The following is a 23,868-nucleotide window of genomic DNA, read 5'->3' as shown; positions in this document are numbered from 1 at the left end:
TGTTACGCTGTGATCCAAGCTTCGTTAGCTGGATTTTTACGCCACTCTTGTAATTTTTTCGTTTCAGCTTGTCCGATCATACCTTTTTCTGCTGCAACTTCAGTTAATGCACTGTAATCACTTAAAGAATATGATGCTACGTTAGCTGCTTCTAGCTTTTCTTTTCCTGCTTCTAGCTCGTATGTGAAGATTGATACGATTCCTAATACTTCACAGCCAGCTTCGCGAAGTGCTTCTACACATGTAATTGCACTTCCGCCAGTTGAAATTAAGTCTTCTACTACTACAACTTTTTGACCTTTTTCAGCTTTTCCTTCAATTTGATTCCCTTTACCGTGGCCTTTTGCCTTACTACGTACGTAGCACATTGGTAAATCCATACGATCGCTTACCCATGCAGCGTGCGCAATACCAGCAGTTGCTGTTCCTGCAATAACTTCTACAGTTGGGAAGTGCTCTTTAATTAACTCTTCTAATCCAGCTGCAATCGCTTGACGTACTTTTGGATAAGATAAAGTTAAACGGTTATCACAATAAATTGGTGATTTCATACCTGAAGACCATGTGAATGGATCATTCGGTTGTAAAAATACTGCTCCAATTTCTAATAAATGCGATGCGATTTCTTTTTTCATACTGTTACACCTTCCCACTGTTGTTTTACTGTTTTATACGCTTCAAGCGGATTTTCTGCTTTTGTAATACTACGTCCAACTACGATGTAGCTTGAGCCAAGTTCCCTCGCACGTTTCGGTGTTGCTACGCGCACCTGGTCATTTACATCATCGCTTGCAAGACGAATCCCCGGTGTTACTGTTACAAATTCATTTCCGCATACTTCACGTAATTTTGGAACTTCAAGCGTTGAGCAAACAACGCCATCAAGTCCACTTTCTTTCGTTAGTTTTGCATAATGAGCAACCGCTTCTTCTAACGTCTTCTCAATGCCGATCTCTTTTTTCATCATAGCTTCCGAAGTGCTTGTTAGTTGTGTAACTGCAATACAAATCGGTCTCTCTTTTCCTTCTTGCTTACCTTCCTCTAATCCCTCAATCGCAGCTTTCATCATGCTGCTTCCCCCAGCAGCATGAACATTTACCATATCAACATCTAGACTAGCTAGGCTACGCATAGCGCTTTTTACTGTATTCGGAATATCATGAAGTTTTAAATCTAGAAAAATCTTATGTCCTTTTTCTTTTAAGTACGTAATAATTGCAGGGCCTTCTTTGTAAAATAACTCCATACCAACTTTGACAAATAACTCTTCCCCTTCAAAGTGGCGCAAGAATTGTTCTACATCTTGTTTCCCTGGAAAATCTAGTGCAACGATTAACGACTGTGACATGTTTGCTTCCAGCTCCTTCCTTGACATTCCGAAATGTGATCAAATCCTAATTCATCTAGTAATGCTGGTAACTCTTCAATAATTGTCGGACATACGAACGGATCGATAAAGTTCGCTGTACCTACTGCAACTGCGCTTGCGCCAGCGTAGAAGAATTCAATTACATCTTCCGCTGTTTCAATACCACCCATTCCGATAATTGGAATGTTAACCGCTTGGCTTACTTCATGTACCATACGAATTGCTACTGGCTTAATCGCAGGACCTGATAATCCACCTGTACGGTTTGCTAAAATTGGTTTAGCTGTTTTTAAATCTAGACGCATACCAAGCAATGTATTAATCATCGTTAAACCATCTGCACCTGCATTTTCAATCGCTTTTGCAATTTCCACTATGTTTGCCACGTTCGGTGACAACTTCACGTATACAGGTACTTCAGAAACCTCTTTTACTCGCTTCGTTAAATCAGCAGCAATTTCAGGATTTGTACCAAAGGCGATACCACCTGTTTTTACGTTCGGACAAGAAATATTTAATTCTAGTGCATGGACATTAGGCGCTTTAGAAATTTCCTTCGCAACCGCTACGTAATCCTCAGCTTGTGAGCCTGCAACGTTCGCAATGATTGGAAGGTCAAATTGTTCTAACCATGGTAATTCAGAATTCATTACTTTTTCTAACCCTGGGTTTTGAAGTCCGATTGCATTTAACATGCCGCCTGGTGTTTCAGCAACACGAGGCGTTGGATTTCCATAACGTGGTTGTTCTGTCGTCGCTTTAATCATGATTGATCCTAGTACACTTAAATCGTAAAACTGTGCATATTCACGACCAAATCCAAAGCATCCAGATGCCGGTATAATTGGATTTTTTAATGATAATCCTGGTAATTCAACTTGCAATCTGTTCATAGTACAACCTCCCCGATTGGAAATACTGGTCCGTCGCTACACACCTTCTTGTAAGAATGTCCACTTGGATCTTCTTGTAAATGGCATACACATGCGAAACAAGCTCCAATACCGCAGCCCATACGCTCTTCTAATGAAATATAGGCTTTTTTCTCTTTGTAACGTCCTTCTAATGCACGAAGCATCGCTAACGGACCACATGAATAAAGAATGTCAAAGTCAATTCCGTAATTATCAATTACATCTGTGACAAATCCTTTTGTACCGTGTGTACCGTCTACTGTCGCAACGTACGTATCACCAAGTTCTGCAAATTTTTCTTCATAGAAAACTACATCTTTCGTTTGAAAACCTAAGATGTGAATTACACGTACACCTTTTGCAACGAGGCGCTGTGATAGTTCATAAAGTGGTGGTACACCTATTCCCCCGCCTACTAATAAAGCTGTTTGACCAGCTTCTGCTTCTTCTACAGGAAAACCGTGTCCTAATGGTCCTAGTACATCTACCATTTCACCTTGTTTTCTAGTTGCTAATATTTTTGTCCCTTGTCCTTCGGCACGATATAGCATTGTAAATTCGTTCTTCTCTTGATCTACATTACAAATACTAATTGGGCGGCGCAGAAGGGGCGCAATGCCCTCTGCTACCTTAATGTGTACAAACTGCCCTGGTTCGTTCATTTGCTGTACTAACGTTCCTTGAAGCACTAATTCGTAAATGTTTTTTGCGATTTCTTTTTGGTTAACGACGATCATATTTTGCTTTTGCATCATGCATGTACCACCTCGTGACGCTTTGTTTGCGTAATTTCTTTCATTGAATGAGCTGAGAATGTCATAGATTCTAATACTCGTAAGATTGCTCTCGTTGTATCAAGTGATGTTAAGCAAGCCACACCATTTTCTACTGATTCACGGCGAATGCGGAAACCATCACGCGCTGGTTGTTTGCCTTTTGTTAATGTATTGATTACAAACTGTGCTTTTCCTTGACGGATAATATCAAGTAAGTTATAGTCTTCAGAATCAATTTTGTTTACCACTTGCACTGGAATATTTTGCTCTGCTAACGATTGTGCTGTTCCAGCTGTTGCTAATAAGTTATAACCAATTTCGTGGAAACGTTTTGCAATTTCCATTGCCTCTTCTTTATCTTTATCCGCTACAGTAATGATTACTGATCCGTGCGTTGGGATGTTAATTCCAGAAGCAACTAATCCTTTATATAATGCTTTTTCAAGCGTTAAGTCTTTACCCATTACTTCCCCTGTTGACTTCATTTCAGGTCCTAATGTTGTATCAACTGAGCGTAGTTTCGCGAACGAGAATACCGGTGCTTTTACATATACTTCTTTCTCTTCTGGGTGATAGCCAGTTCCGTATCCTTGCTCTACTAGGTCTTGACCTAAAATAACTTTCGTTGCAACATTCGCCATCGGTACGCCCGTAATTTTACTTAAGAACGGTACTGTACGACTCGCACGTGGGTTTACTTCAATTACGTACACTTGATCTTTGAATACTACAAACTGGATATTTAGTAATCCAACAATGTTTAAACCTTTTCCAAGTGCAATTGTATGTTCAATGATTTGTTCTTTTAGTTTTTCAGATAAGCTTTGTGGTGGGTATACTCCAATTGAGTCACCAGAGTGAACTCCAGCGCGTTCAATATGTTCCATAATACCTGGAATGAATACATTCTCACCGTCTGAAATTGCATCTACTTCAATTTCTTTACCTACCATGTAACGGTCGATTAATACAGGATGCTCTGCATGAACTTTAACTGCATTTTTCATGTAGTGCAGTAGTTCTTCTTGACGATATACGATTTCCATCGCACGTCCACCTAGTACGTAAGATGGTCTTACTAATACTGGGTAACCAATTTCTTCAGCAATTGCTACCGCTTGTTCTACAGTTGTTGCTGTTTTACCAACTGGTTGCGGGATACCTAATTGTGTTAATGCAGCTTCGAATTTATCTCGATCTTCTGCACGGTCTAAATCTTCAAGTGATGTTCCTAGAATTTTCACACCGTGTTCTTCTAATTTCGCCGCTAAGTTAATTGCCGTTTGTCCACCGAACTGAACGATAACACCTTCTGGCTTTTCTAAATCAATGATGTGCATTACATCTTCGATTGTTAATGGTTCAAAGTATAATTTGTCAGAAATACTGAAGTCTGTTGAAACTGTTTCTGGATTGTTATTAACAATGATTGCCTCATATCCAGCTTCTTTAATCGCCCATACAGAGTGAACTGTTGCATAGTCAAACTCAACACCTTGACCGATACGGATTGGTCCAGACCCTAGTACAACCACACTCTTACGATCTGTTATAACCGATTCATTCTCGTCACCATATGTGCTGTAGTAGTAAGGTGTTGCAGATTCAAACTCTGCCGCACAAGTATCTACCATTTTATAAACAGGAGTCATATTGTTTTCTTTACGCATATCGTAAATTTCACGCTCTGTTTTGTTCCAAGCAGCTGCAATGTAGTGATCACTGAAGCCCATTTCTTTCGCAGCTTGTAGTACTTCCATATTTCCTACATTCGCTTTTACTTCGCGTTCCATGTTTACGATGTTTTCAACTTTTTGTAAGAAGAAGAAGTCCATTTCACACCATTCGTTAATTTCTTCTTTCGTTACACCTTGACGAATTGCTTCTGCTACAATAAACAGTCGCTCGTCATCTGCTTTAATGATGCGTTTTTTCATTGTTTCTTTATCAAGTTCTTTTAAATGGTCTAATTCTAAGTGATAAACACCAAGTTCTAAAGAACGAACTGCCTTTAATAACGATTGTTCTAAGTTACGTCCGATTGACATAACCTCACCAGTTGCCTTCATCTGTGTTCCAAGCGTTCTGTTCGCTGATTCAAACTTATCAAATGGCCAACGTGGAATTTTTGAAACGACATAGTCTAATGCTGGCTCGAAGCAAGCGTATGTTTTTTGCGTTACTGGGTTGATAATTTCATCTAATGTTAAGCCAACTGCAATTTTCGCTGCTAATTTTGCAATTGGATAGCCAGTTGCTTTAGATGCTAGTGCAGATGAACGACTTACACGTGGGTTCACTTCGATTACATAGTATTGGAAGCTATGTGGATCTAGTGCAAGCTGAACGTTACATCCACCTTCAATTCCTAGTGCACGAATAATTCGTAATGAAGTGTTACGTAACATTTGGTATTCACGGTCACTTAATGTTTGGCTCGGTGCTACAACGATTGAATCACCTGTGTGAACCCCAACTGGATCGATATTTTCCATATTACATACTACAATCGCGTTATCATTCGAATCACGCATTACTTCATATTCAATTTCCTTACAACCGGCAATGCTCTTTTCTAATAAACATTGTGTTACTGGACTATGTTTCAATCCGCCTGATACGATTTCAATTAGTTCTTCTTCATTACTACAGATTCCACCACCTGTTCCTCCCATTGTAAATGCTGGGCGAACAATAACTGGATAACCAATTTCTTTTACAAATTCATGTGCTTCTTCCAGCGTATGAATAATCGTGCTAGATGGAATTGGTTCATTTAAATCCTGCATTAATGTACGGAATAAATCACGATCCTCCGCTTGCTCGATTGCTGATAATTTTGTTCCTAAAATTTCAACTCCACACTCTTCAAGTATGCCTGATTTCGCAAGTTCAACAGCCATATTTAAGCCTGTTTGACCACCTAATGTTGGTAAGATTGCATCTGGACGTTCTTTACGAATAATGCGGCTTACGAATTCTAATGTTAATGGCTCGATATATACTTTATCTGCTGTTGCAGTATCTGTCATAATTGTTGCTGGGTTAGAGTTAACAAGGATTACTTTGTAACCTTCTTCTCTAAGAGATTGACAAGCTTGTGTACCAGAGTAATCAAACTCTGCTGCTTGCCCAATTACAATTGGTCCTGATCCGATTACTAAAATTGTGTTAATGTCTAGGCGTTTTGGCATAACTCTTCCCCTTCTTTCTTGAAGTTTTCGATCATTGCTAAGAAATCTTCGAATAAATCATTTGCATCTTCTGGTCCTGCAGAAGCTTCTGGATGGTATTGTACTGTAAATGCTGGGAACTTCGTATGACAAAGACCTTCTACTGTTCCATCGTTTAAAGCAACATGTGTAATTTCAAGGTCTGTATTTTCAACTGATTCTTCTTCTACTGCGTAACCATGGTTTTGAGATGTAATTGCTACTTTTCCAGTTGCAAGATTTTTTACTGGATGATTTAAACCACGGTGACCAAATTTCAACTTACTTGTATTTGCACCTGATGCTAGAGCGAATAACTGATGTCCTAGGCAAATTCCGAATAAAGGAACTTTACCGATAATGTCTTTTAACATTTCAATTGCTTCTGGTACATCTTTCGGGTCTCCAGGTCCATTACTTAACATAATTCCATCTGGACTAAGGCGTAAAATCTCTTCTGCTGTTGTGTTGTAAGGAACTACAATTACATCACAGTCACGCTTATTTAATTCTCGTAAAATACCATGTTTCATACCGAAGTCTACTAGTACAACTCGGTGGCCACGACCTGGGCTTGGGTATGGATCTTTCGTTGATACGCGTTTTACATGATCTGTAAATACTGTCGCTTTTAATTGGCTCACAATGTACTCTACATCTGCATCCATGTTACAAAGGCGTCCGCGTAATGTACCGTATTGACGAATTTTTCTCGTTAATTTTCTCGTATCAATTCCTGCTAATCCTGGGATGTTTCTTTCTTTTAAGTAATCATTTAACGAAATTTCATTACGGAAATTTGATGGGTGATCACAAATTTCGTTTACGATTAAACCATTTACAGATGGGTGAATCGATTCAAAATCGTCACGGTTAATGCCATAGTTTCCGATTAATGGGTACGTGAATGTTACGATTTGACCGCAATATGATGGATCAGATAATGTTTCTTGATATCCAGTCATTCCTGTTGTAAATACAACCTCACCTGACTTTTCGATTTCGCCTCCGAAACCTGTTCCAATTAATACTGTTCCATCTTCTAAGATAAGTTGTCTTTTCATACTAATGCACTCTCCTTTTGCCATGCGATCTTACCACCAACGATTGTCATTACCGGCCATCCTTGGCATTTCCAACCTGCGAATGGTGTATTTTTTCCTTTTGATAAGAATGTTGTTGGATCAATCTCTTCTTCTTGTTCTAAATCAATGATTGTAATATCAGCTGCTCTACCTTCTTTTAGGCGACCTGCTTCTAAGCCGAATGTATCAGCTGGCTTTTCTGTTAAGAATTGAATTAACTGTTCTAGCGTAATAACTCCCTTTTTCACAAGGTTTGTGTATAGAAGCGGGAATGCTGTTTCAAAACCAGTAATTCCGAATGGTGCTCTTTCAATTCCTTGTGCTTTCTCTTCCGCTGTATGCGGTGCATGGTCAGTTGCAATCATATCGATCGTTCCATCTAATAAACCTTCAATTAATGCTGCATGGTCTTCTTTTCCACGAAGCGGTGGGTTCATTTTAAAATTAGGATCAGCTGATGGGATATCATCTTCACATAATACTAAGTGATGCGGTGTTACTTCTGCTGTTACTTTAATTCCAGCGCGTTTCGCATCACGGATTACACGTACAGAACCTTTCGTACTTACGTGACATACGTGATAGTGACAATCTGCTGCTTCAGCAAGCAATATATCCCTTGCAATATGTACAGATTCACATACTGATGGGATACCGTTTAATCCGTGTTTCTCAGAAAACTTCCCTTCATGTACACAACCTTTATTAATAAGCGTATTCTCTTCACAGTGCGCAACTACTGCCATATTTAATTTTGCTGCACGTTTCATAGCCGCTAACATCATGCTCGCATCTTGTACGCCTACGCCGTCATCTGTGAAAGCAAATGCTCCAAGTTCTTTTAATGTTTCGAAATCTGTCATTTCAGAACCAGCTTGACGTACTGTAATTGCTCCGTATGGTAGTACGTTAACATGAGCTTTTTCTTTAATACGTTTTTGCAAGTCTTCCATATGTTCCCTGCAATCTGGTACTGGGCGTGTATTTGGCATTGCGCAAATTGTAGTGAATCCACCTTTTGCCGCTGCTAGTGTACCTGTTTCAATTGTTTCTTTATGTTCACCACCTGGCTCACGAAGATGTACGTGTACATCTACTAATCCAGGTGCGATTAACTTTCCGTTCACATCGATTACTTCAGCATTATCTGCCGTAATATTTTCTGCTACCTTAGCGATTTTACCGTCTTGTACGAGAAGATCTGTTGCTACGATTTTTCCTTCTTCATTCATATAACGACCATTTTTAAACAAATAATTCATGTTTCATTCCTCCTAATACATTTGGTAAGGCGCGTTTTAGTACAGCCATTCTTACGTAAACTCCATTTTCCATTTGTTTAAATATGCGTGAACGCTCACACTCAACAAGTTCACTTGCAATTTCAACATCACGGTTTACTGGAGCTGGATGCATAATAATGCTTCCTTCTTTCATACGTTTTTCTCTTTCCACTGTTAATCCATGTTTCTCATGATACTCTTTCATAATGTCTGTTTCATAATGATCATGACGTTCATGTTGTACACGCAGTAACATCATTACATCCACTTCTGGAACAAGTTCATCTAATGGTTTGTATGTTCCAAATGTGTTGTCTTCATCTTTCCACTCTTCTGGACTTGCAAAGTAAATTGTTGCACCAAGCTTCGTTAATGCTTCTGCATTAGAACGTGCTACTCGGCTATGACGAACATCTCCTACTATTGCAATCTTCAAACCTTCAAATCTTCCAAACTCTTGTTTAATTGTAAGAAGGTCGAGTAGGCACTGCGTTGGGTGGTTTCCACATCCATCTCCAGCATTTAAGATCGGGATATTCACCTGATCTTTTAGTTCATCGAAGTAGCGATCTTGCTCATGGCGGATGACCACTGCTTTTGTTCCGATTGATTCCAGTGTTCTTATCGTGTCGTATAAAGTTTCTCCTTTTTGTACGCTAGATGCATCAGCTGAAAAGTTTAAAACATCTAGTCCTAATCTCTTCTCAGCAACTTCAAAGCTAAATCTCGTTCTCGTACTATTCTCAAAGAACAAGTTTGCAACAAAAGTTTGCTCTGTCGTTTTGCTCTCTTTTCCATTCGCAAAATCTTCTGCGTCTTTTAGGATTTCTGAAATTTCTACTTCCGATAATTCACTCATCGTTAACAAATGGCTCATCGTCATCCCTCATCTTTCTGATTTTTATGTTACCACTTTTGTATATTTATAACAACCTTTGTATAAAAATACCCAAGTCATGTAAGACTAGGGTGCAAGGAAGAAGCCACCCTTTTCTGTCTCACAGGACTGAATTAAAAGGTTATTATTATGAAGCAATCTGCTTAGGTTGTTTTATTTGTTTCGTTTCCGGTAGTAGTAGATTTAACAGTACACCTACAATTGCTGCTAGTGCCATTCCTTCTACTTGGAACGATTCTCCTACGTGAAGTACCGCTCCACCAATACCGATTACTAGTATTACTGATGCAATCATTAAGTTTCGTTTGTCACTTAAATCTGTTTTATCATCTACCATCATGCGTAATCCGCTTGATGCAATTACACCGAATAGTAAGATTGATACACCACCCATAACTGGTGTTGGGATCGAATGTATCAGTGCAGAAATCTTACCGATAAATCCGAACATGATTGCGAACACTGCTGAACCGATGAATAAGTATACACTGTATGCTCTCGTAATTGCTAGCACACCGATGTTTTCACCATACGTTGTATTCGGTGGTCCACCGATAAGTGATGCGATTAATGTTGCTACTCCATCACCGAAGATTGAACGGTGTAAACCTGGTTTTTCAATTAAATCTCTTTTAATAACATTTCCTAGTACAATTTGATGTCCGATATGTTCTGATATTGTTACTAGTGCAACTGGTACCATCAAGAGTACAATCTTCCATGAAAACTCTGGTGTGTATGTTACAAATGGTACTGTGAAATCTGGTACAACAAACCATTTCGCCTCAGCTACCTGCTTTAAGTCGACTAGCCCTTGGAAGTAAGCGAAGATATATCCGCCGATAATGCCAAGTAATACTGGTATGATACTGAAAAATCCTCTTCCGAATATCGAGCAGATAATTGTAATTGCTAATGTTACTAACGCTACTGAAAAGTGTGTAAAGCTATATTTGCCATCCGCACCGTTCATCGCCATGTTAACTGCTGTATGTGCTAAAGCTAGACCGATTACCATTACTACTGGACCAACTACGATTGGTGGTAGTAATTTCATAATCCACTCTGATCCTGATTTCTTAATTCCGAGTGAGATTAAGATGTACACAAGCCCTGCTAGCAAACCGCCAAGCATTGCTGCTCCCGGTCCACCTGCCGTTTTCGCTGTTATAATCGGTGCGATAAAGGCGAATGATGATCCTAGATAGGCAGGTACTTGACCTTTCGTTATAAGAAGAAACGCTAGCGTTCCTAATCCACTTGATATTAATGCTACTGATGGATTCAATCCTGTTAAAAACGGAACAAGCACTGTTGATCCAAACATCGCGAACAAATGTTGTATACTTAAAAATAACCATTTTCCCGGTTTCGGTACTTCATTAACGTCTAACACTGGCTTTTGTTCCATTGTTACATCCTCCTTCAGTTTAAATCTTTGCAATAAAAAAACTCTTTGTGCCTGTGCACAAAGAGTCCTACACTTTCGTATGCCAAATTTGACATATGAAAGCCAAGACCCTTTGGCAGCCTCACAGGACTACATTTAAAAGGGCTTTACTTATCGTATATGCTTACTCGATCTTGTTGATCTGTCTCTTGCAAATCAACTTCGATACGCTCTTCACTTGATGTTGGAATGTTTTTTCCTACATAATCAGCGCGAATTGGTAGTTCACGATGACCTCTATCAACAAGAACCGCTAGTTGGATTTGAGATGGTCTACCTAAATCCATAAGAGCATCCATTGCTGCTCGAACTGTTCTTCCTGTATATAATACGTCATCCACAAGGATAACTTTTTTCTTCGTAATATCTACAGGGATATCAGAACCTTTTACAAGTGGTTCTTTATTTTTCGATTGTAGTGTTAAATCATCACGATATAACGTAATGTCTAACTCTCCAACTTCCATTTCTTTTCCTTCAATTTGACCAATTCGTTCTGCCAAACGTTGTGCAATAAAAATTCCACGAGTTTTAATTCCGACAAGAACACAATTATCGACACCTTTATTTCGTTCCACGATTTCATGACTAATTCGTGTTAAAGCACGGCGAATCATTTGGTCATCTAAAACGACAGCTTTCTCTTGCATGCTCTACACCTCCAAGCTTTTTTTTCTTGCGTGAGAGTAATGGTATAAAAAAAGTCCTCTCAGCGTGTGCGAGAGGACTTTTGAAAAAAGGGTACAGCATACCCTAAGTATTTCAAACCGTTACCTTCTCAACCTCACGGGGCTGTGTTAAAGGATCATTATTTAACTGTTGTCAGTATCTCAGTTTTCTTATGATTTGTCAATACTATTTCCGTAAAATATTTAATGCTTCTTCAAATACTTCTGGAATCGGTGCCTCAAACTGAATATATTCACCAGTACGAGGATGATCAAAGCCTAAAATACCCGCATGAAGTGCTTGCCCATTCATATCTAACGTTTTCTTCGGACCATACTTCGGATCTCCCGCAAGTGGATAGCCAATATATTTCATATGAACACGAATTTGGTGCGTACGTCCCGTTTCTAAGCGACATTCTACAAGTGTAAAGTCTTTAAAACGATCTAACACTTGGAAGTGCGTAACAGCGTTTTTACCATTTTCATCAACTGTCATACTTTGACGCTCTTTCTTATCACGAGCAATCGGAGCATCTATCGTTCCCTTATCATGCGGAATCACACCGTGTACAATCGCTTTGTAACGTCTCGTTACTGTTTTGGCTACAAGCTGATTTACAAGCGATTCATGTGCCATATCATTCTTAGCAACCATTAATAATCCAGATGTATCTTTATCAATACGATGCACGATACCCGGACGCATTACACCGTTAATACCTGATAGATCTGTACAATGGTGCATAAGGCCGTTTACAAGTGTACCACTTGTATGCCCTGGTGCTGGATGTACAACCATACCGCGTGGTTTATTTACAACAAGCACATCTGCATCTTCATAATAAATTTCTAAATTTAAATCCTCTGGTTGAATATCTAACTCTTCCGGCTCAGGAATCGTTACTGTAATTTCATCTTCTTCTTTTACTTTATAATTCACTTTTACTGCTTTCCCGTTTACCGTCACAACATCATCTTTAATCCATTGCTGTACTTGTGAACGTGACCATTCGTTATTTATTCCTGCAACGAATTTATCAATTCGCTCATTTTTTTGCTCTTCTGCAACTGTTACTTGTACTACTTCACTCATTCAATTACTCCTTCGCTTTCTTGCCTTCTAATAATGTTTGAATAATAATTAATACAACACCAATACATAATGCTGAATCAGCTATATTGAATACTGGATAGTTGTACGAGAAAATATACACGTGAATGAAATCCACTACTTCTTGTCTAAATACACGATCAATAAAGTTACCAATTGCCCCGCCCAAAATTAGGCCTAACGAAATACCTAGAAGCTTGTCTGTTTTCGCATACTTTTTCATATAAAATACGATAAACACTACAAAAACAACTGTAATAATGTAGAAGAACCACATTTTATTTTCTAAAATACCCCAAGCAGCGCCTCTATTTCGATGTGATGTTATGTATAATACATTGTCGATAATCGGAATACTCGTACCCAATTCCATGTTCTTTACAATTAACCACTTCGATATTTGATCGATAGCAATGACAAATAACGCTATTACATAATATATCATTTTCATTTCCCCCACAAAGACAGTGTACCTCAAAATTTTAGCATAGCTGCTACCTTTTCACAATGAACCTTTATAGAAGAATAAAATAAATTAAAAAAAGGTAATATAATATCGTTGTGCGTATTCATACATTTACCTTTTCATAGAAGAATTCATGAATCGTACGGGCAGTCGGCATTGCCTTCATTTGCTTTGTCGAAATTAATCTCCCCGTCTCTTCACAAATACCATACATGTCTATTTCCATTTTAAATAATGCGCGTTCTACATCCTTTAAATCCTCTTTTATATCATGTAATAGCAATTTTTTCTTTATCTCTTCCTTAATTTCATATCCAAGCTCTTGGCTGAACTCGACATCATATTTGTGCATTACTTCTTTAGCTAGTCTCTCTTGCAACTCTTTTCTCATCAATTGCAATTCTTCTTTTATTTCCATGTAAATTTCATTCACGTGTACATTCCTCCTAGCTGTAATGTACAGTTAGTGTGTCCGAAATTTATTTGCTTACCTCACACACATTTTTCCTTCACAGGAAAGAGCCTGAAAGTTATTTTGATATATCATCAAAATAAAAAAACTGACTGCATGAATAGCAGTCAGTTTTTTTATTATTTTACATAGTTTTCTTTAACAACTGTTGCACAACGCTCACATAATGTTTCATGTTCAGCATCTTTACCAATTGTTTCTGAAACTACCCAACAACGTTCACATGTTTCACCAGTTGCTTGAGCAACAACAACCGCTGTATGATCATACTTCGGTGCATCTGCTGGCGCTTCTTCCATCATACCACCAAGTTTATACTCAGAAACGATGAATAATTGCTTTAAGTCTTCGCTAATAGACTCTAACATAGCTTTCATTTCTGCAGTTGGATATAGCGTAATGCTTGCATTTAATGACTTACCGATTACTTTTTCATTACGAGCTACTTCTAGTGCTTTTAACACGTCATCACGTAATGTCATAAATGCATCCCATTTTGTTTTTAATGCTTCCGCGTCATCTAATTGTACAGCTTCTGGCATATCAGTTAATTGTACACTTTCTTCTGTTACGCCTGGAATGTATGGCCATACTTCATCAGCTGTATGCGGTAAGATTGGTGTTACAAGTTTCGTTAACGCAACAAGAACATCATATAATACAGTTTGAATCGCACGACGATCTTCGTGGTTTGCACCTTCAATGTATAAAATGTCTTTTGCAAAGTCTAAGTAGAATGAGCTTAAATCAATTGTACAGAAGTTATGAATTGCATGATACACAGCAGCGAAGTCGTATGTCTCATATGCTTCTTTAACTTTTGTAATTAAGTCATTTAATTTCACTAACATGTAACGATCTACTTCACGAAGTTCAGCTACAGCTACTGCATTTTCACTTGGCTTAAAGTCGTCTAAGTTTCCTAATAAGAAACGGAATGTGTTACGGATTTTACGATACACTTCTGCTACTTGTTTTAAAATATCATCTGAAATACGTACGTCAGATTGATAGTCAACAGAAGATACCCATAAGCGTAAAATATCTCCGCCTAATTGATCCATAATTTTCTTCGGTACGACGATGTTTCCAATCGACTTACTCATTTTACGTCCTTCACCATCTAGTACGAAACCGTGACTTAATACGCCTTTATATGGAGCTTTACCTGTTACAGCAACTGCTGTTGATAATGAAGAGTTAAACCAACCACGATACTGGTCAGATCCTTCTAAATATAAATCAGCTGGACGCTGTAAATCTTCGCGCTCTTCTAATACCGCTTGGTGAGAAGAACCTGAATCGAACCATACATCCATGATGTCTGTTTCTTTACGGAATTCGCCATTTGGGCTACCTAGATGTGTAAATCCTTCTGGTAATAGATCTTTCGCTTCACGCTCGAACCATACGTTTGAACCGTGTTCACGGAATAAATCTGCTACATGGTTAATTGTTTCATCCGTAATAATTGGATCACCATTCTCAGCATAGAATACCGGAATTGGCACACCCCATGCACGCTGACGAGAAATACACCAGTCACCACGGTCACGAACCATATTATGAAGACGAGTTTCTCCCCATGCTGGTACCCATTTTGTTTCCGCTACAGCTTCTATTAATTCTTTACGGAATGCTTCAATAGATGCAAACCACTGTGCTGTCGCACGGAAAATAATTGGTTTTTTCGTTCTCCAATCATGTGGGTATGAATGCGTAATGAATGTTAGTTTCAGTAAAGCGCCTACTTCTTCTAATTTTTCTGTAATTGGCTTGTTAGCTTTATCATAGAATAAGCCTTCAAATCCAGGTGCTTCATTTGTTAATACACCTTTATCATCAACTGGGCAAAGTACTTCTAATCCATACTTTTTACCAACAATGAAGTCATCTTCCCCATGTCCTGGTGCTGTATGAACACAACCTGTACCTGCATCTGTTGTTACATGATCTCCTAGCATAACTAATGAATCACGATCGTAGAATGGATGTTTTGCAACTGTGTACTCAAGTTCGCTACCTTTTACTGTCTTCACAACTTCAGCATTTTCCCACTCTAACGTTTTTGCAACTGTCTCAAACAGCTCAGAAGCAATAATATATTTCTCATCATTTACTTTTACAATGCTATATTCAAGCTCTGGGTGAACAGAAATACCTAAGTTTGCAGGTAATGTCCAAGGTGTCGTTGTCCAAATGATGTACTTTTCATCACCTTCTAATACGTTCTTTCCGTCTTTTACAGGGAATGCTACGTAAATAGATGCTGATTTTTTATCTTGGTATTCAATTTCAGCTTCTGCTAAAGCAGATTCACTCGTTGGAGACCAGTAAACTGGTTTTTGACCTTTATAGATATAACCTTTTTTCGCCATGTCACCAAACACTTTAATTTGTTGTGCTTCATAAGCTGGCTCTAAAGTAATATATGGATTATCCCAATCTGCACGTACACCTAGACGCTTAAATTGTTCACGTTGACGTTCTACTTGTTCATATGCATACTCTGCACATAACTTACGGAACTCAGCAACTGTCATTTCTTTACGTTTTACACCTTTATTTGTTAAAGCTTGTTCAATTGGTAAACCGTGCGTATCCCATCCTGGAACATATGGCGCACTAAAACCAGTCATTGATTTATAACGAACAATAAAGTCTTTTAATACTTTATTTAATGCATGTCCCATATGAATGTCACCATTCGCATATGGAGGTCCATCATGCAATACAAATAAAGGACGACCTTTTGTATGTTCTTGTACTTTTTCGTAAATATTCATTTCAGCCCATTTTTCTTGCATTGCAGGCTCACGTTTTGGTAAATTCCCACGCATTGGGAACTCTGTTTTCGGCATCAGTAATGTATTTTTGTACTCCATGCTCATTTCCTCCTTACATGTATAAAAGAAATACTTAAAAAACGGAATAAAAAAGAGACTTTCTCATCCCAAAAAGGGACGAGAAAGTCTCCCGCGGTACCACCCTAGTAGATTTTATACATATGTATAGAATCCTCTTATATTCTTAACGCGAATACACGCCTACGCTTACTCTATTTGTTCAGCGCGGAACTCCAGGGTGATATTCCCACTATCTCCTTATCCTGAGCTTACACCATCCTCAGTTCGCTATATAAGGTTTGAAAAGGTACTTATCCCTATCTTCGTTTTTCTTAATAAATATGTTGTTTAAAATTATATGTAATAATGAGAAAAACGTCAAGCTTACACTGTTTCTTCTTTCTTCAACAGTTCATCTACTTCGTCTTCTAACTCAATTAGTTTATCCCAATCATCGTTGTTTAACATTTCAAGCTGTGTTTCTAATAACATACGGAAACGAGTTCGGAATACTTTCGCTTGTTTCTTTAGCTCTTCAATATCAAAAGCAACTTTTCTTGATTTTACTAATGCTTCGTTAATAATACGATCTGCATTCTTTTCAGCTTCACGCACAATTAATTTCGCTTCTTTTTGCGCATTACGTTTTACTTCTTCCGCTGCTTCTTGTGCAACAACGATAGATTTGTTTAACGTATCTTCAATATTAGAGAAATGATCTAACTTCCCTTCTAACTGCGCAACTTTTTCTTCTAAAGCTTTTTTCTCACGAATGACCAATTCATAATCTTTGATAATTTGATCAAGAAACTCATTTACTTGATCTTCATCATAGCCACGGAATCCGCGACCAAATTCTTTGTTATGAATATCTAATGGTGTTAACGGCACAACGCCACCTCCAAGTAGTTATCTAAATTTCCTCTTTCAATTATATCTTTTCTTCGACAAAATAGGAGGATTTCCTTCTAAAAAACCAATCATTTTAGTATACCATACAAAATTCTCCATTTGTCGCGTTTTGTTCTACCTTCTACAGAAAATAATTTGCTTCGTCCATATCCTCTAACAGAAAAAACATCTCCTGGATAACATTCATAAGAAGTTTGCTCCACTGTTTTCCAATTGACTTTTACTAAACCATTTTTTATGAAAGGTTGTACTTTCTGTCTAGATAAATGTAACATTTCAGCTAACATAACATCTAAACGAAGTGAAGAAACCGTTCCAGATTTCTCCCCCCACGTTTCATGTATCTGTAGAATTTGTTCTCCTTGCACTGACACTAAAGAGACTTTTACTTTCCCTATTGATTGTAAGTTCATCTCAATATACGATACGATTTCTTTCGCAACTACAATTTGGGCACGATTTTCTTGCAGCAAAATATCACCACATTTTTCTCTCGTTAAACCAAGTGACATAAATGTACCTAATATTTGCCTATGTTCTAGCGTATAAAACTTGGAAGGATAGTCAATTTCTAATACTTCTACTTGAAATTCTTCTTCATTTAATTCTAGATAGTCTGGATAAATGAGTGCTCTTTTACGCTCTGCATTAGGCGTTGCACCACCAAATTGCACAGCAACATCTCCTTGTCCAATTACCATAGAAACAATTTGTTGCTGTCTTGGATCAAGGAAGTCTGTTAATTTCACTTGATGGTACTCCGCCGTTCGCTTCCACTCTAGCACTTTATCTACAAAGACCTCTTCATCAGGCCTAAAATGTTCGTAAATGCTCATGTATTTAACCTCTTACTATAAGAAATAGCTGAACAAACTGAACAAACCACTTTTAGCAAGTTTTAACGCAAAAATCGCAACGAGTGGAGAAATATCAATCATACCAAGCGGCGGAATAAATCTGCGGAATGGTTCTAAATACGGTTCACAAATTCGCGCCAAGAACTCTCCAAAAGATGATTCCTTTGCACCAGGAAACCATGATAGGAGAATGTAAATAATCAGTGCCCACGAGTAAATCTCGATAGCAGAACTTAACACCATTAAAACTGTTGTCATGGCGTATTACCACCTCTTTATATTTGTTTCTTCTTCTTCACCGAATAACTCTGAAATTGCACCAACAATATCTACATTTTCAGGTGTACACATAAATGTTTTCGGTCCTATTTTTTGAATGTCCCCGCCTATAGCGTATACAGTACCACTTAAAAAGTCAACGATACGTACCGCTTGATCAGTAGACATTCTCTGCAAATTAATTACAACAGCTCGTCTACCTTTTAAGTGGTCCGCAATCCCTTGTGCTTCCGAATATGTGCGTGGTTCTAATAAAACAACTTTTGAAGATTGTTTTGCTGTTTCAATACTCACAACATTTTGCTTCGGTTGCGCTTTCGGAAACGTAACATCTTGTTGTTCTGGTGGATCTTGCTGCTTTTTCATGTCTGTTTGCTCCTTTTCATAACCATATTGAGCTGCCTCTTTTTCTTCCGGTGTATCAAAAAAGAAGTATTTTACTTTTGACCAACTCATAATAAGATTCTCCTTCCTTTTACGCTTTTCCTACTAAAATCGTTCCCAAACGAATATATGTAGCCCCTTCTTCAATTGCAATCGTGTAATCGTTGGACATTCCCATTGATAATTCTTTACATGGCGCATGTAATAACTCTAGCTCCTGCACCTCTGTTTGTAGCATACGTAATTCCTTAAAACAGCGTCTGATTTCTTCCTCTTCTTCTGTAAATGGAGCCATCGTCATTAGTCCAACCACTTCAATTTTATCGAATTCTTGCAAACTTTGAATAAAAGAAACAACCTCTTCTATTGCCAATCCTTGCTTCGATTCTTCAGATGAGGTTTTCACTTGAATAAAGCATTTCACTTTCTTATCAGCACGTTTCTGAATTTCTTTCGCCAGGGAAAGACGATCTAACGAATGTAAATAATCAATTTCATTAATAATTTCTTTTACTTTTCTCGTTTGTAATGAGCCAATAAAGTGCCAATTAACTTTTGAACCGAAATGCTCATATTTCTGTAAGAAACCTTCATTTCTATTTTCACCTAAATCGATAATTCCAGTTTCAATTACTTCGTTTGTTTTTTCAATCCCTACAGTTTTTGTAACTGCAATAAGTTTAACATCTTGCAACGAACGTCCAGCTCGAGCGCAAGATTCTTTAATAGCTTCGTTTACAATTACTAAATTTTCTTGTACTGTCACTTGCTTCCTTCCTCCTTAAAACCTATGAAACTCAACATTCTTCCTGTCTTACCTTGATCACGACGATGAGAGAAAAATAGTTGCTCTTCACAGCTTGTACAAAGAGATGACATTACAATATGCTCTTCTTTTATGCCTGCTTGTACGCATAATATACGATTAATTTCTTTTAAATTAATTGCGTACTGCCCGTCAGAAATTTTTTGATGAGGAACAGCACCGTTAATTACTTTCTGTGCTGCTGTTAATACACGATCATCCACAACATAACAACAAGATCCGATCGACGGCCCAATTGCAACATGAATTTCATCACTTGAAATACCTTCTGCATTCCACTTTTGAATCATTTCCTTTGCAATCTCTTGTACAGTGCCTTTCCATCCAGCATGCGCAAGTCCTATCATACCATGTGATGGTGCATAAAAATAGAGCGGAACACAATCCGCGTAACAAGACGTTAACAGAACATCTTCATTACTCGTATAAATGCCATCTGTTTTTGAAATGCCGTCCTCATATGAATAGACGCCACTTCCCTTTTCCTGTTGCCCTACTTTTTCAACATGATGATCATGAACTTGTTCAGAGCAAACCCAGTTTTCTAATGGCTTTTGTAACTTATTTGCTAAAATGCGTCTGTTTTCATGAACGTTCTCCACGATATCATTCACATGTAATCCTAAATTCATCGCATGAAAGGAGCCCGTACTTATCCCACCATCTTTTGTCGTAAATCCAGCAGTAATGTTTCCAAGTTCTTTCCACGCTTGTAAATACAGTATACCGTCCACATATTTAAATGGTTCTCTCATAATAAAGCGGCTCCTTTTAATTAAAATAACAGAAAAAGCATGGTACTTCCTGTCTATTTTACCATACTTTTATTTTTTCATAATCCTAACAGAAAAAAAAGAGGAATTTGTAATATTCTTTATGAAATTGTCGGTGTTTGTATTGATTCTGTTACAGTATTAACAGGATCTACTCTTACAAGTATGACATCCTCCCCAATTTTCACAATTCCCTTCCAAGGAATTACAATTTCAACATCTTTTCCAAAAATACCTAGCATACGTGTCTGTTTGGAAATAATAACAGAACAAACTTTCCCTGTGTTCATATCAATTTCAATATCTCCAATATTCCCAATCCTTTTTCCATCTGAAATATTTATAACATCCTTCATCTGTAACTCTGAAATTCGTATCACCATTTTTATCCTCTCCCTTATATGACGAATTGGAAGCTGTTTCTCATATTTACAGGAAGCCACCTATACGAAACACCATGCTAGTTTCATTATATGAACACTAATCCCCTACTATGAGCACAAACCATATTACATATAAAAAGGTCTCACCATAATTGGTGAGACCTTATCCTTGAATCGTTTTATTCATTTGTTTAATAGCTGACTTCTCTAAACGTGATACTTGCGCTTGGGAAATCCCAATTTCTTCTGCAACTTCCATCTGTGTCTTTCCTTGGAAGAAACGTTTTCTAATAATCATTTTCTCTCGATCATTTAAACGCTTCATTCCTTCTTTCAACGCTAGTTCTTCAACCCACTGCTCGTCCTTTTGTTTTTCATCACTTAACTGATCCATAACAAAGATAGGATCTCCCCCATCATTATAAATCGGTTCAAATAATGAAACTGGATCTTGAATCGCGTCTAATGCAAAAACAATTTCTTCATGAGTCACTTCAAGCACTTTTGCAATATCCATTGCTGTTGGTTCTTTTGAATTTTCTGCAATCAATTTCTCTCTAACTTGTAACGCTTTATACGCAATATCTCGTAATGATCGAGATACGCGAATCGGGTTGTTATCACGCAAATATCTGCGTATTTCCCCAATAATCATCGGCACAGCATACGTTGAAAATTTTACATTTTGGCCTAAATCAAAATTATCAATGGATTTCATAAGTCCGATGCAACCAACTTGAAATAAATCGTCAACATATTCTCCTCTGTTATTAAATCTTTGGATGACGCTCAGTACAAGACGTAAGTTTCCATTCACTAATTTCTCTCTTGCGCTTATCTCTCCACTTTGCATTTCACGAAATAATTTACGCATTTCATCATTTTTTAGTACGGGAAGTTTAGCTGTATCAACACCGCAAATTTCTACTTTGTTTCTCGTCAAAGTGTTCCCTCCTATCGGGAGTTGCTGTACAGTGTAAAGTATTTCCTTTGAAGGGGATTTTATGCATGCGGTTTTCTCTTCATTTTTCATTTTCGTTATCTCTTCCCATACAACGAAAGAGAATAAGACCAGCCTAGATAACGGCTGGTCTTATTCTTTACACCATTTTATTAAATTCTTTTCGTAATCTTTTTATGATTCTTTTTTCTAAACGTGAAATGTATGACTGTGAAATCCCAAGCATATCCGCCACATCTTTTTGCGTTTTTTCCTCTTCTCCAGCAAGCCCAAACCGAAGTTCCATAATTTGTTTTTCACGATCATTTAATTGGTGTAATGCTTTCATTAAAAGGTGACGATCTACAGTAGCTTCTAAATCTTTTGTAATAATATCATCATCTGTACCTAACACGTCAGACAACAACAGTTCATTCCCATCCCAATCAATGTTTAGCGGTTCATCAAAAGAAACTTCCGAACGATTTTTGTTATTCCGACGTAAATGCATTAAAATTTCATTTTCTATACAACGCGATGCATATGTTGCTAATTTTATTTTCTTTTCTGGATTAAATGTATTTACCGCTTTAATAAGGCCGATTGTTCCTATACTAATTAAATCTTCAATATTTATCCCTGTATTTTCAAACTTTCTTGCTATATATACAACGAGCCTTAAGTTACGTTCAATAAGTAATGACCTTGCTGCCTGATCTCCTTTGGGCAATTTATTCAAAAGAACTTCCTCTTCTTCTTTCGTTAACGGTGGTGGCAACGCTTCACTTCCACCAATATAATAAATTTCATCGGTCTTAATTCCTAATTTCAGCAATACTTTATACCAAAGGTATACTAAATAAAATTTTAATTTCATCATATTATCCCGCCTCTCATTATTAAGCGATCACCATTTTTTGTGAAATCAACATTTTGGGATGCACAATACATTGATACTCCCCATTAGTAGACAGTTGTTGTGTATTTAATCCAATTAATACTTTGTTTACAACAATAGAACTACCTTCATGATCAACTTGCACACTGTCAGGCTTAATTGCCCACAAAAATTGACTTTCTACTCCTACTGCACGGAAAGGAATTAAACGTAATTTTGTCGCCCAACCAGAATCATTTTCTGGTATTTGAGGAATTTCTGTTTTGGAATAAATTTGTTCTGTTAACCAAGATGGTAAGCAATGTTCTAATGATGAAACATGCATAATCATAACGGGTGTTTTTGTTAATGGGTCGTAAAGTTGGTTCCCACTGTCAATAAGACCTGCCAGTTCTAGTTCTTCTTCGGCCAATTGAATTTTTACTTTCACAATTTGGTCATAGTGTATTTTCGTGACCTCTACGCTTTCAATACGCTTTTTAGAAAAATAATAAATTACCGGAAAACCAAAAATAACAAATAACCAACTAATTGGATCGCCGTAAGAAATTGACTGAGATTGAACCAATCCATTTACCATTTCATTCGTTTGCAAAAAGAAATGAGTTCCAATTAATCCTCCGCCAACCATAAAGGTTACAAAGTAAAAAGTAAAAACAGTTTGTGCATAATTTCTAAATGTTGTAAACCCAAATGCTGTATACACAATAAGCAACGAGTACAGTAGTTTCATAATTGGATGTGTCATCATAGAAGCAAAAGGAGTAAAGGCAAAAATAACAATAGTTGAACCTATAAATGCCCCTAACACAAGCCTCCATCTTTTGATCTTCTTTTTTAACACGGTAGCTGTTAATAAAAGCAAAAGAAAATCAATGCAGGCGTTTAACAACCAAACAACGTCGGCGTAAACAACCAAACAATTCACCTCTTTTTTCAAGTTGAGACTAGTATAATGCATATCCAATAGGAAAGTGTGTCAATTTGCGGAGGTGTTTTTTTGTTATTTTGTGATTTCTAGACAAAATCTGTCGGTAAAAAATAAAAGTACAAATTCATAGAA

At 37.5% G+C, this 23,868-nt stretch carries 24 protein-coding genes and 1 other annotated feature; all 24 genes read right to left on the bottom strand.

Annotation, left to right across the window (positions count from 1 at the left end; genetic code table 11):
* Positions 1 to 2 precede the first annotated feature (2 nt).
* The 24 genes from pyrE to spoIIGA all read right to left on the bottom strand — a co-directional run bounded on the left by pyrE (position 3) and on the right by spoIIGA (position 23,724).
* A complete protein-coding gene (gene pyrE, locus MR170_RS10315; RefSeq protein ID WP_000711449.1) occupies positions 3 to 635 on the bottom strand; it encodes an orotate phosphoribosyltransferase in 633 nt (210 codons plus the stop codon).
* Entirely contained in the window at positions 632 to 1,348 is a 717-nt protein-coding gene (gene pyrF / locus MR170_RS10310; protein ID WP_000083496.1) for an orotidine-5'-phosphate decarboxylase, read from the bottom strand. The genes pyrE and pyrF overlap by 4 nt, the downstream gene beginning before the upstream one ends.
* Complete coding sequence (gene pyrD / locus MR170_RS10305) at positions 1,333 to 2,262, bottom strand: dihydroorotate oxidase B catalytic subunit (protein ID WP_001081057.1); 930 nt, start codon at positions 2,260 to 2,262, stop codon at positions 1,333 to 1,335. The genes pyrF and pyrD overlap by 16 nt, the downstream gene beginning before the upstream one ends.
* Positions 2,259 to 3,038 carry a dihydroorotate oxidase B electron transfer subunit gene (pyrK, locus tag MR170_RS10300; protein WP_098758248.1) on the bottom strand — a complete coding sequence of 260 codons (780 nt, stop codon included), beginning with the start codon at positions 3,036 to 3,038 and terminating at the stop codon, positions 2,259 to 2,261. Before pyrK ends, pyrD begins: the two co-directional genes overlap by 4 nt.
* The gene (carB, locus tag MR170_RS10295; protein WP_029443130.1) at positions 3,035 to 6,253 is read right to left on the bottom strand and encodes a carbamoyl-phosphate synthase large subunit; all 3,219 of its coding nucleotides are present in this window, start codon (positions 6,251 to 6,253) and stop codon (positions 3,035 to 3,037) included. Before carB ends, pyrK begins: the two co-directional genes overlap by 4 nt.
* Positions 6,238 to 7,335 carry a carbamoyl phosphate synthase small subunit gene (locus MR170_RS10290; RefSeq protein WP_016080488.1) on the bottom strand — a complete coding sequence of 366 codons (1,098 nt, stop codon included), beginning with the start codon at positions 7,333 to 7,335 and terminating at the stop codon, positions 6,238 to 6,240. The genes carB and MR170_RS10290 overlap by 16 nt, the downstream gene beginning before the upstream one ends.
* On the bottom strand, positions 7,332 to 8,618 hold the full coding sequence (gene pyrC / locus MR170_RS10285) for a dihydroorotase (RefSeq protein ID WP_016080487.1): 1,287 nt from the start codon (positions 8,616 to 8,618) through the stop codon (positions 7,332 to 7,334). The genes MR170_RS10290 and pyrC overlap by 4 nt, the downstream gene beginning before the upstream one ends.
* Positions 8,602 to 9,516: an aspartate carbamoyltransferase gene (gene pyrB / locus MR170_RS10280; RefSeq protein ID WP_000018849.1), complete on the bottom strand. Its 915-nt coding sequence runs from the start codon at positions 9,514 to 9,516 to the stop codon at positions 8,602 to 8,604. Before pyrB ends, pyrC begins: the two co-directional genes overlap by 17 nt.
* 148 nt (positions 9,517 to 9,664) lie before the next feature.
* Complete coding sequence (gene uraA / locus MR170_RS10275; RefSeq protein ID WP_242308204.1) at positions 9,665 to 10,948, bottom strand: uracil permease; 1,284 nt, start codon at positions 10,946 to 10,948, stop codon at positions 9,665 to 9,667.
* Between the two features lie 146 nt (positions 10,949 to 11,094).
* Positions 11,095 to 11,637 (bottom strand): bifunctional pyrimidine operon transcriptional regulator/uracil phosphoribosyltransferase, encoded by a 543-nt coding sequence (gene pyrR / locus MR170_RS10270; protein ID WP_001156491.1) that lies wholly within the window; start codon positions 11,635 to 11,637, stop codon positions 11,095 to 11,097.
* A gap of 205 nt (positions 11,638 to 11,842) precedes the next feature.
* The gene (locus MR170_RS10265; protein ID WP_016080485.1) at positions 11,843 to 12,751 is read right to left on the bottom strand and encodes an RluA family pseudouridine synthase; all 909 of its coding nucleotides are present in this window, start codon (positions 12,749 to 12,751) and stop codon (positions 11,843 to 11,845) included.
* Positions 12,752 to 12,755: 4 nt separating this feature from the next.
* Positions 12,756 to 13,214 (bottom strand): lipoprotein signal peptidase LspA, encoded by a 459-nt coding sequence (lspA, locus tag MR170_RS10260; protein WP_000642180.1) that lies wholly within the window; start codon positions 13,212 to 13,214, stop codon positions 12,756 to 12,758.
* 124 nt (positions 13,215 to 13,338) lie between these two features.
* The gene (locus MR170_RS10255; protein WP_043937052.1) at positions 13,339 to 13,668 is read right to left on the bottom strand and encodes a TraR/DksA C4-type zinc finger protein; all 330 of its coding nucleotides are present in this window, start codon (positions 13,666 to 13,668) and stop codon (positions 13,339 to 13,341) included.
* A gap of 158 nt (positions 13,669 to 13,826) precedes the next feature.
* On the bottom strand, positions 13,827 to 16,592 hold the full coding sequence (gene ileS2, locus MR170_RS10250) for an isoleucine--tRNA ligase (RefSeq protein ID WP_242308203.1): 2,766 nt from the start codon (positions 16,590 to 16,592) through the stop codon (positions 13,827 to 13,829).
* A gap of 71 nt (positions 16,593 to 16,663) precedes the next feature.
* Positions 16,664 to 16,886 (bottom strand) — a binding site (T-box leader).
* A gap of 51 nt (positions 16,887 to 16,937) precedes the next feature.
* A complete protein-coding gene (divIVA, locus tag MR170_RS10245) occupies positions 16,938 to 17,444 on the bottom strand; it encodes a septum site-determining protein DivIVA (protein ID WP_001131611.1) in 507 nt (168 codons plus the stop codon).
* An 89-nt stretch (positions 17,445 to 17,533) separates the two neighbouring features.
* Positions 17,534 to 18,301, bottom strand: a complete 768-nt coding sequence (locus MR170_RS10240) for a YlmH family RNA-binding protein (RefSeq protein WP_016080482.1) — start codon at positions 18,299 to 18,301, stop codon at positions 17,534 to 17,536.
* A gap of 15 nt (positions 18,302 to 18,316) precedes the next feature.
* On the bottom strand, positions 18,317 to 18,580 hold the full coding sequence (locus tag MR170_RS10235; RefSeq protein ID WP_000214324.1) for a YggT family protein: 264 nt from the start codon (positions 18,578 to 18,580) through the stop codon (positions 18,317 to 18,319).
* Between the two features lie 6 nt (positions 18,581 to 18,586).
* A complete protein-coding gene (locus tag MR170_RS10230) occupies positions 18,587 to 19,057 on the bottom strand; it encodes a cell division protein SepF (protein ID WP_000119129.1) in 471 nt (156 codons plus the stop codon).
* Positions 19,058 to 19,076: 19 nt separating this feature from the next.
* The gene (locus MR170_RS10225) at positions 19,077 to 19,751 is read right to left on the bottom strand and encodes a YggS family pyridoxal phosphate-dependent enzyme (protein ID WP_016080481.1); all 675 of its coding nucleotides are present in this window, start codon (positions 19,749 to 19,751) and stop codon (positions 19,077 to 19,079) included.
* Positions 19,748 to 20,566, bottom strand: a complete 819-nt coding sequence (gene pgeF, locus MR170_RS10220) for a peptidoglycan editing factor PgeF (RefSeq protein ID WP_029443134.1) — start codon at positions 20,564 to 20,566, stop codon at positions 19,748 to 19,750. Before pgeF ends, MR170_RS10225 begins: the two co-directional genes overlap by 4 nt.
* A gap of 119 nt (positions 20,567 to 20,685) precedes the next feature.
* Positions 20,686 to 20,967: a YlmC/YmxH family sporulation protein gene (locus MR170_RS10215; RefSeq protein WP_242308202.1), complete on the bottom strand. Its 282-nt coding sequence runs from the start codon at positions 20,965 to 20,967 to the stop codon at positions 20,686 to 20,688.
* A 163-nt stretch (positions 20,968 to 21,130) separates the two neighbouring features.
* Positions 21,131 to 21,910, bottom strand: coding sequence for an RNA polymerase sporulation sigma factor SigG (gene sigG, locus MR170_RS10210; RefSeq protein WP_000197753.1), 780 nt, complete (start codon positions 21,908 to 21,910; stop codon positions 21,131 to 21,133).
* 157 nt (positions 21,911 to 22,067) lie between these two features.
* The gene (sigE, locus tag MR170_RS10205) at positions 22,068 to 22,787 is read right to left on the bottom strand and encodes an RNA polymerase sporulation sigma factor SigE (protein ID WP_000976947.1); all 720 of its coding nucleotides are present in this window, start codon (positions 22,785 to 22,787) and stop codon (positions 22,068 to 22,070) included.
* Between the two features lie 19 nt (positions 22,788 to 22,806).
* The gene (gene spoIIGA, locus MR170_RS10200) at positions 22,807 to 23,724 is read right to left on the bottom strand and encodes a sigma-E processing peptidase SpoIIGA (RefSeq protein WP_000261975.1); all 918 of its coding nucleotides are present in this window, start codon (positions 23,722 to 23,724) and stop codon (positions 22,807 to 22,809) included.
* Positions 23,725 to 23,868 lie beyond the last annotated feature (144 nt).

The organism is Bacillus cereus group sp. BfR-BA-01524 (genome assembly GCF_022662595.1).
Lineage (GTDB): Bacteria > Bacillota > Bacilli > Bacillales > Bacillaceae_G > Bacillus_A > Bacillus_A thuringiensis_S.
The sequence above is the reverse complement of the archived record's forward strand: the minus strand, read 5'-3'. Positions and strand labels throughout refer to the sequence as shown.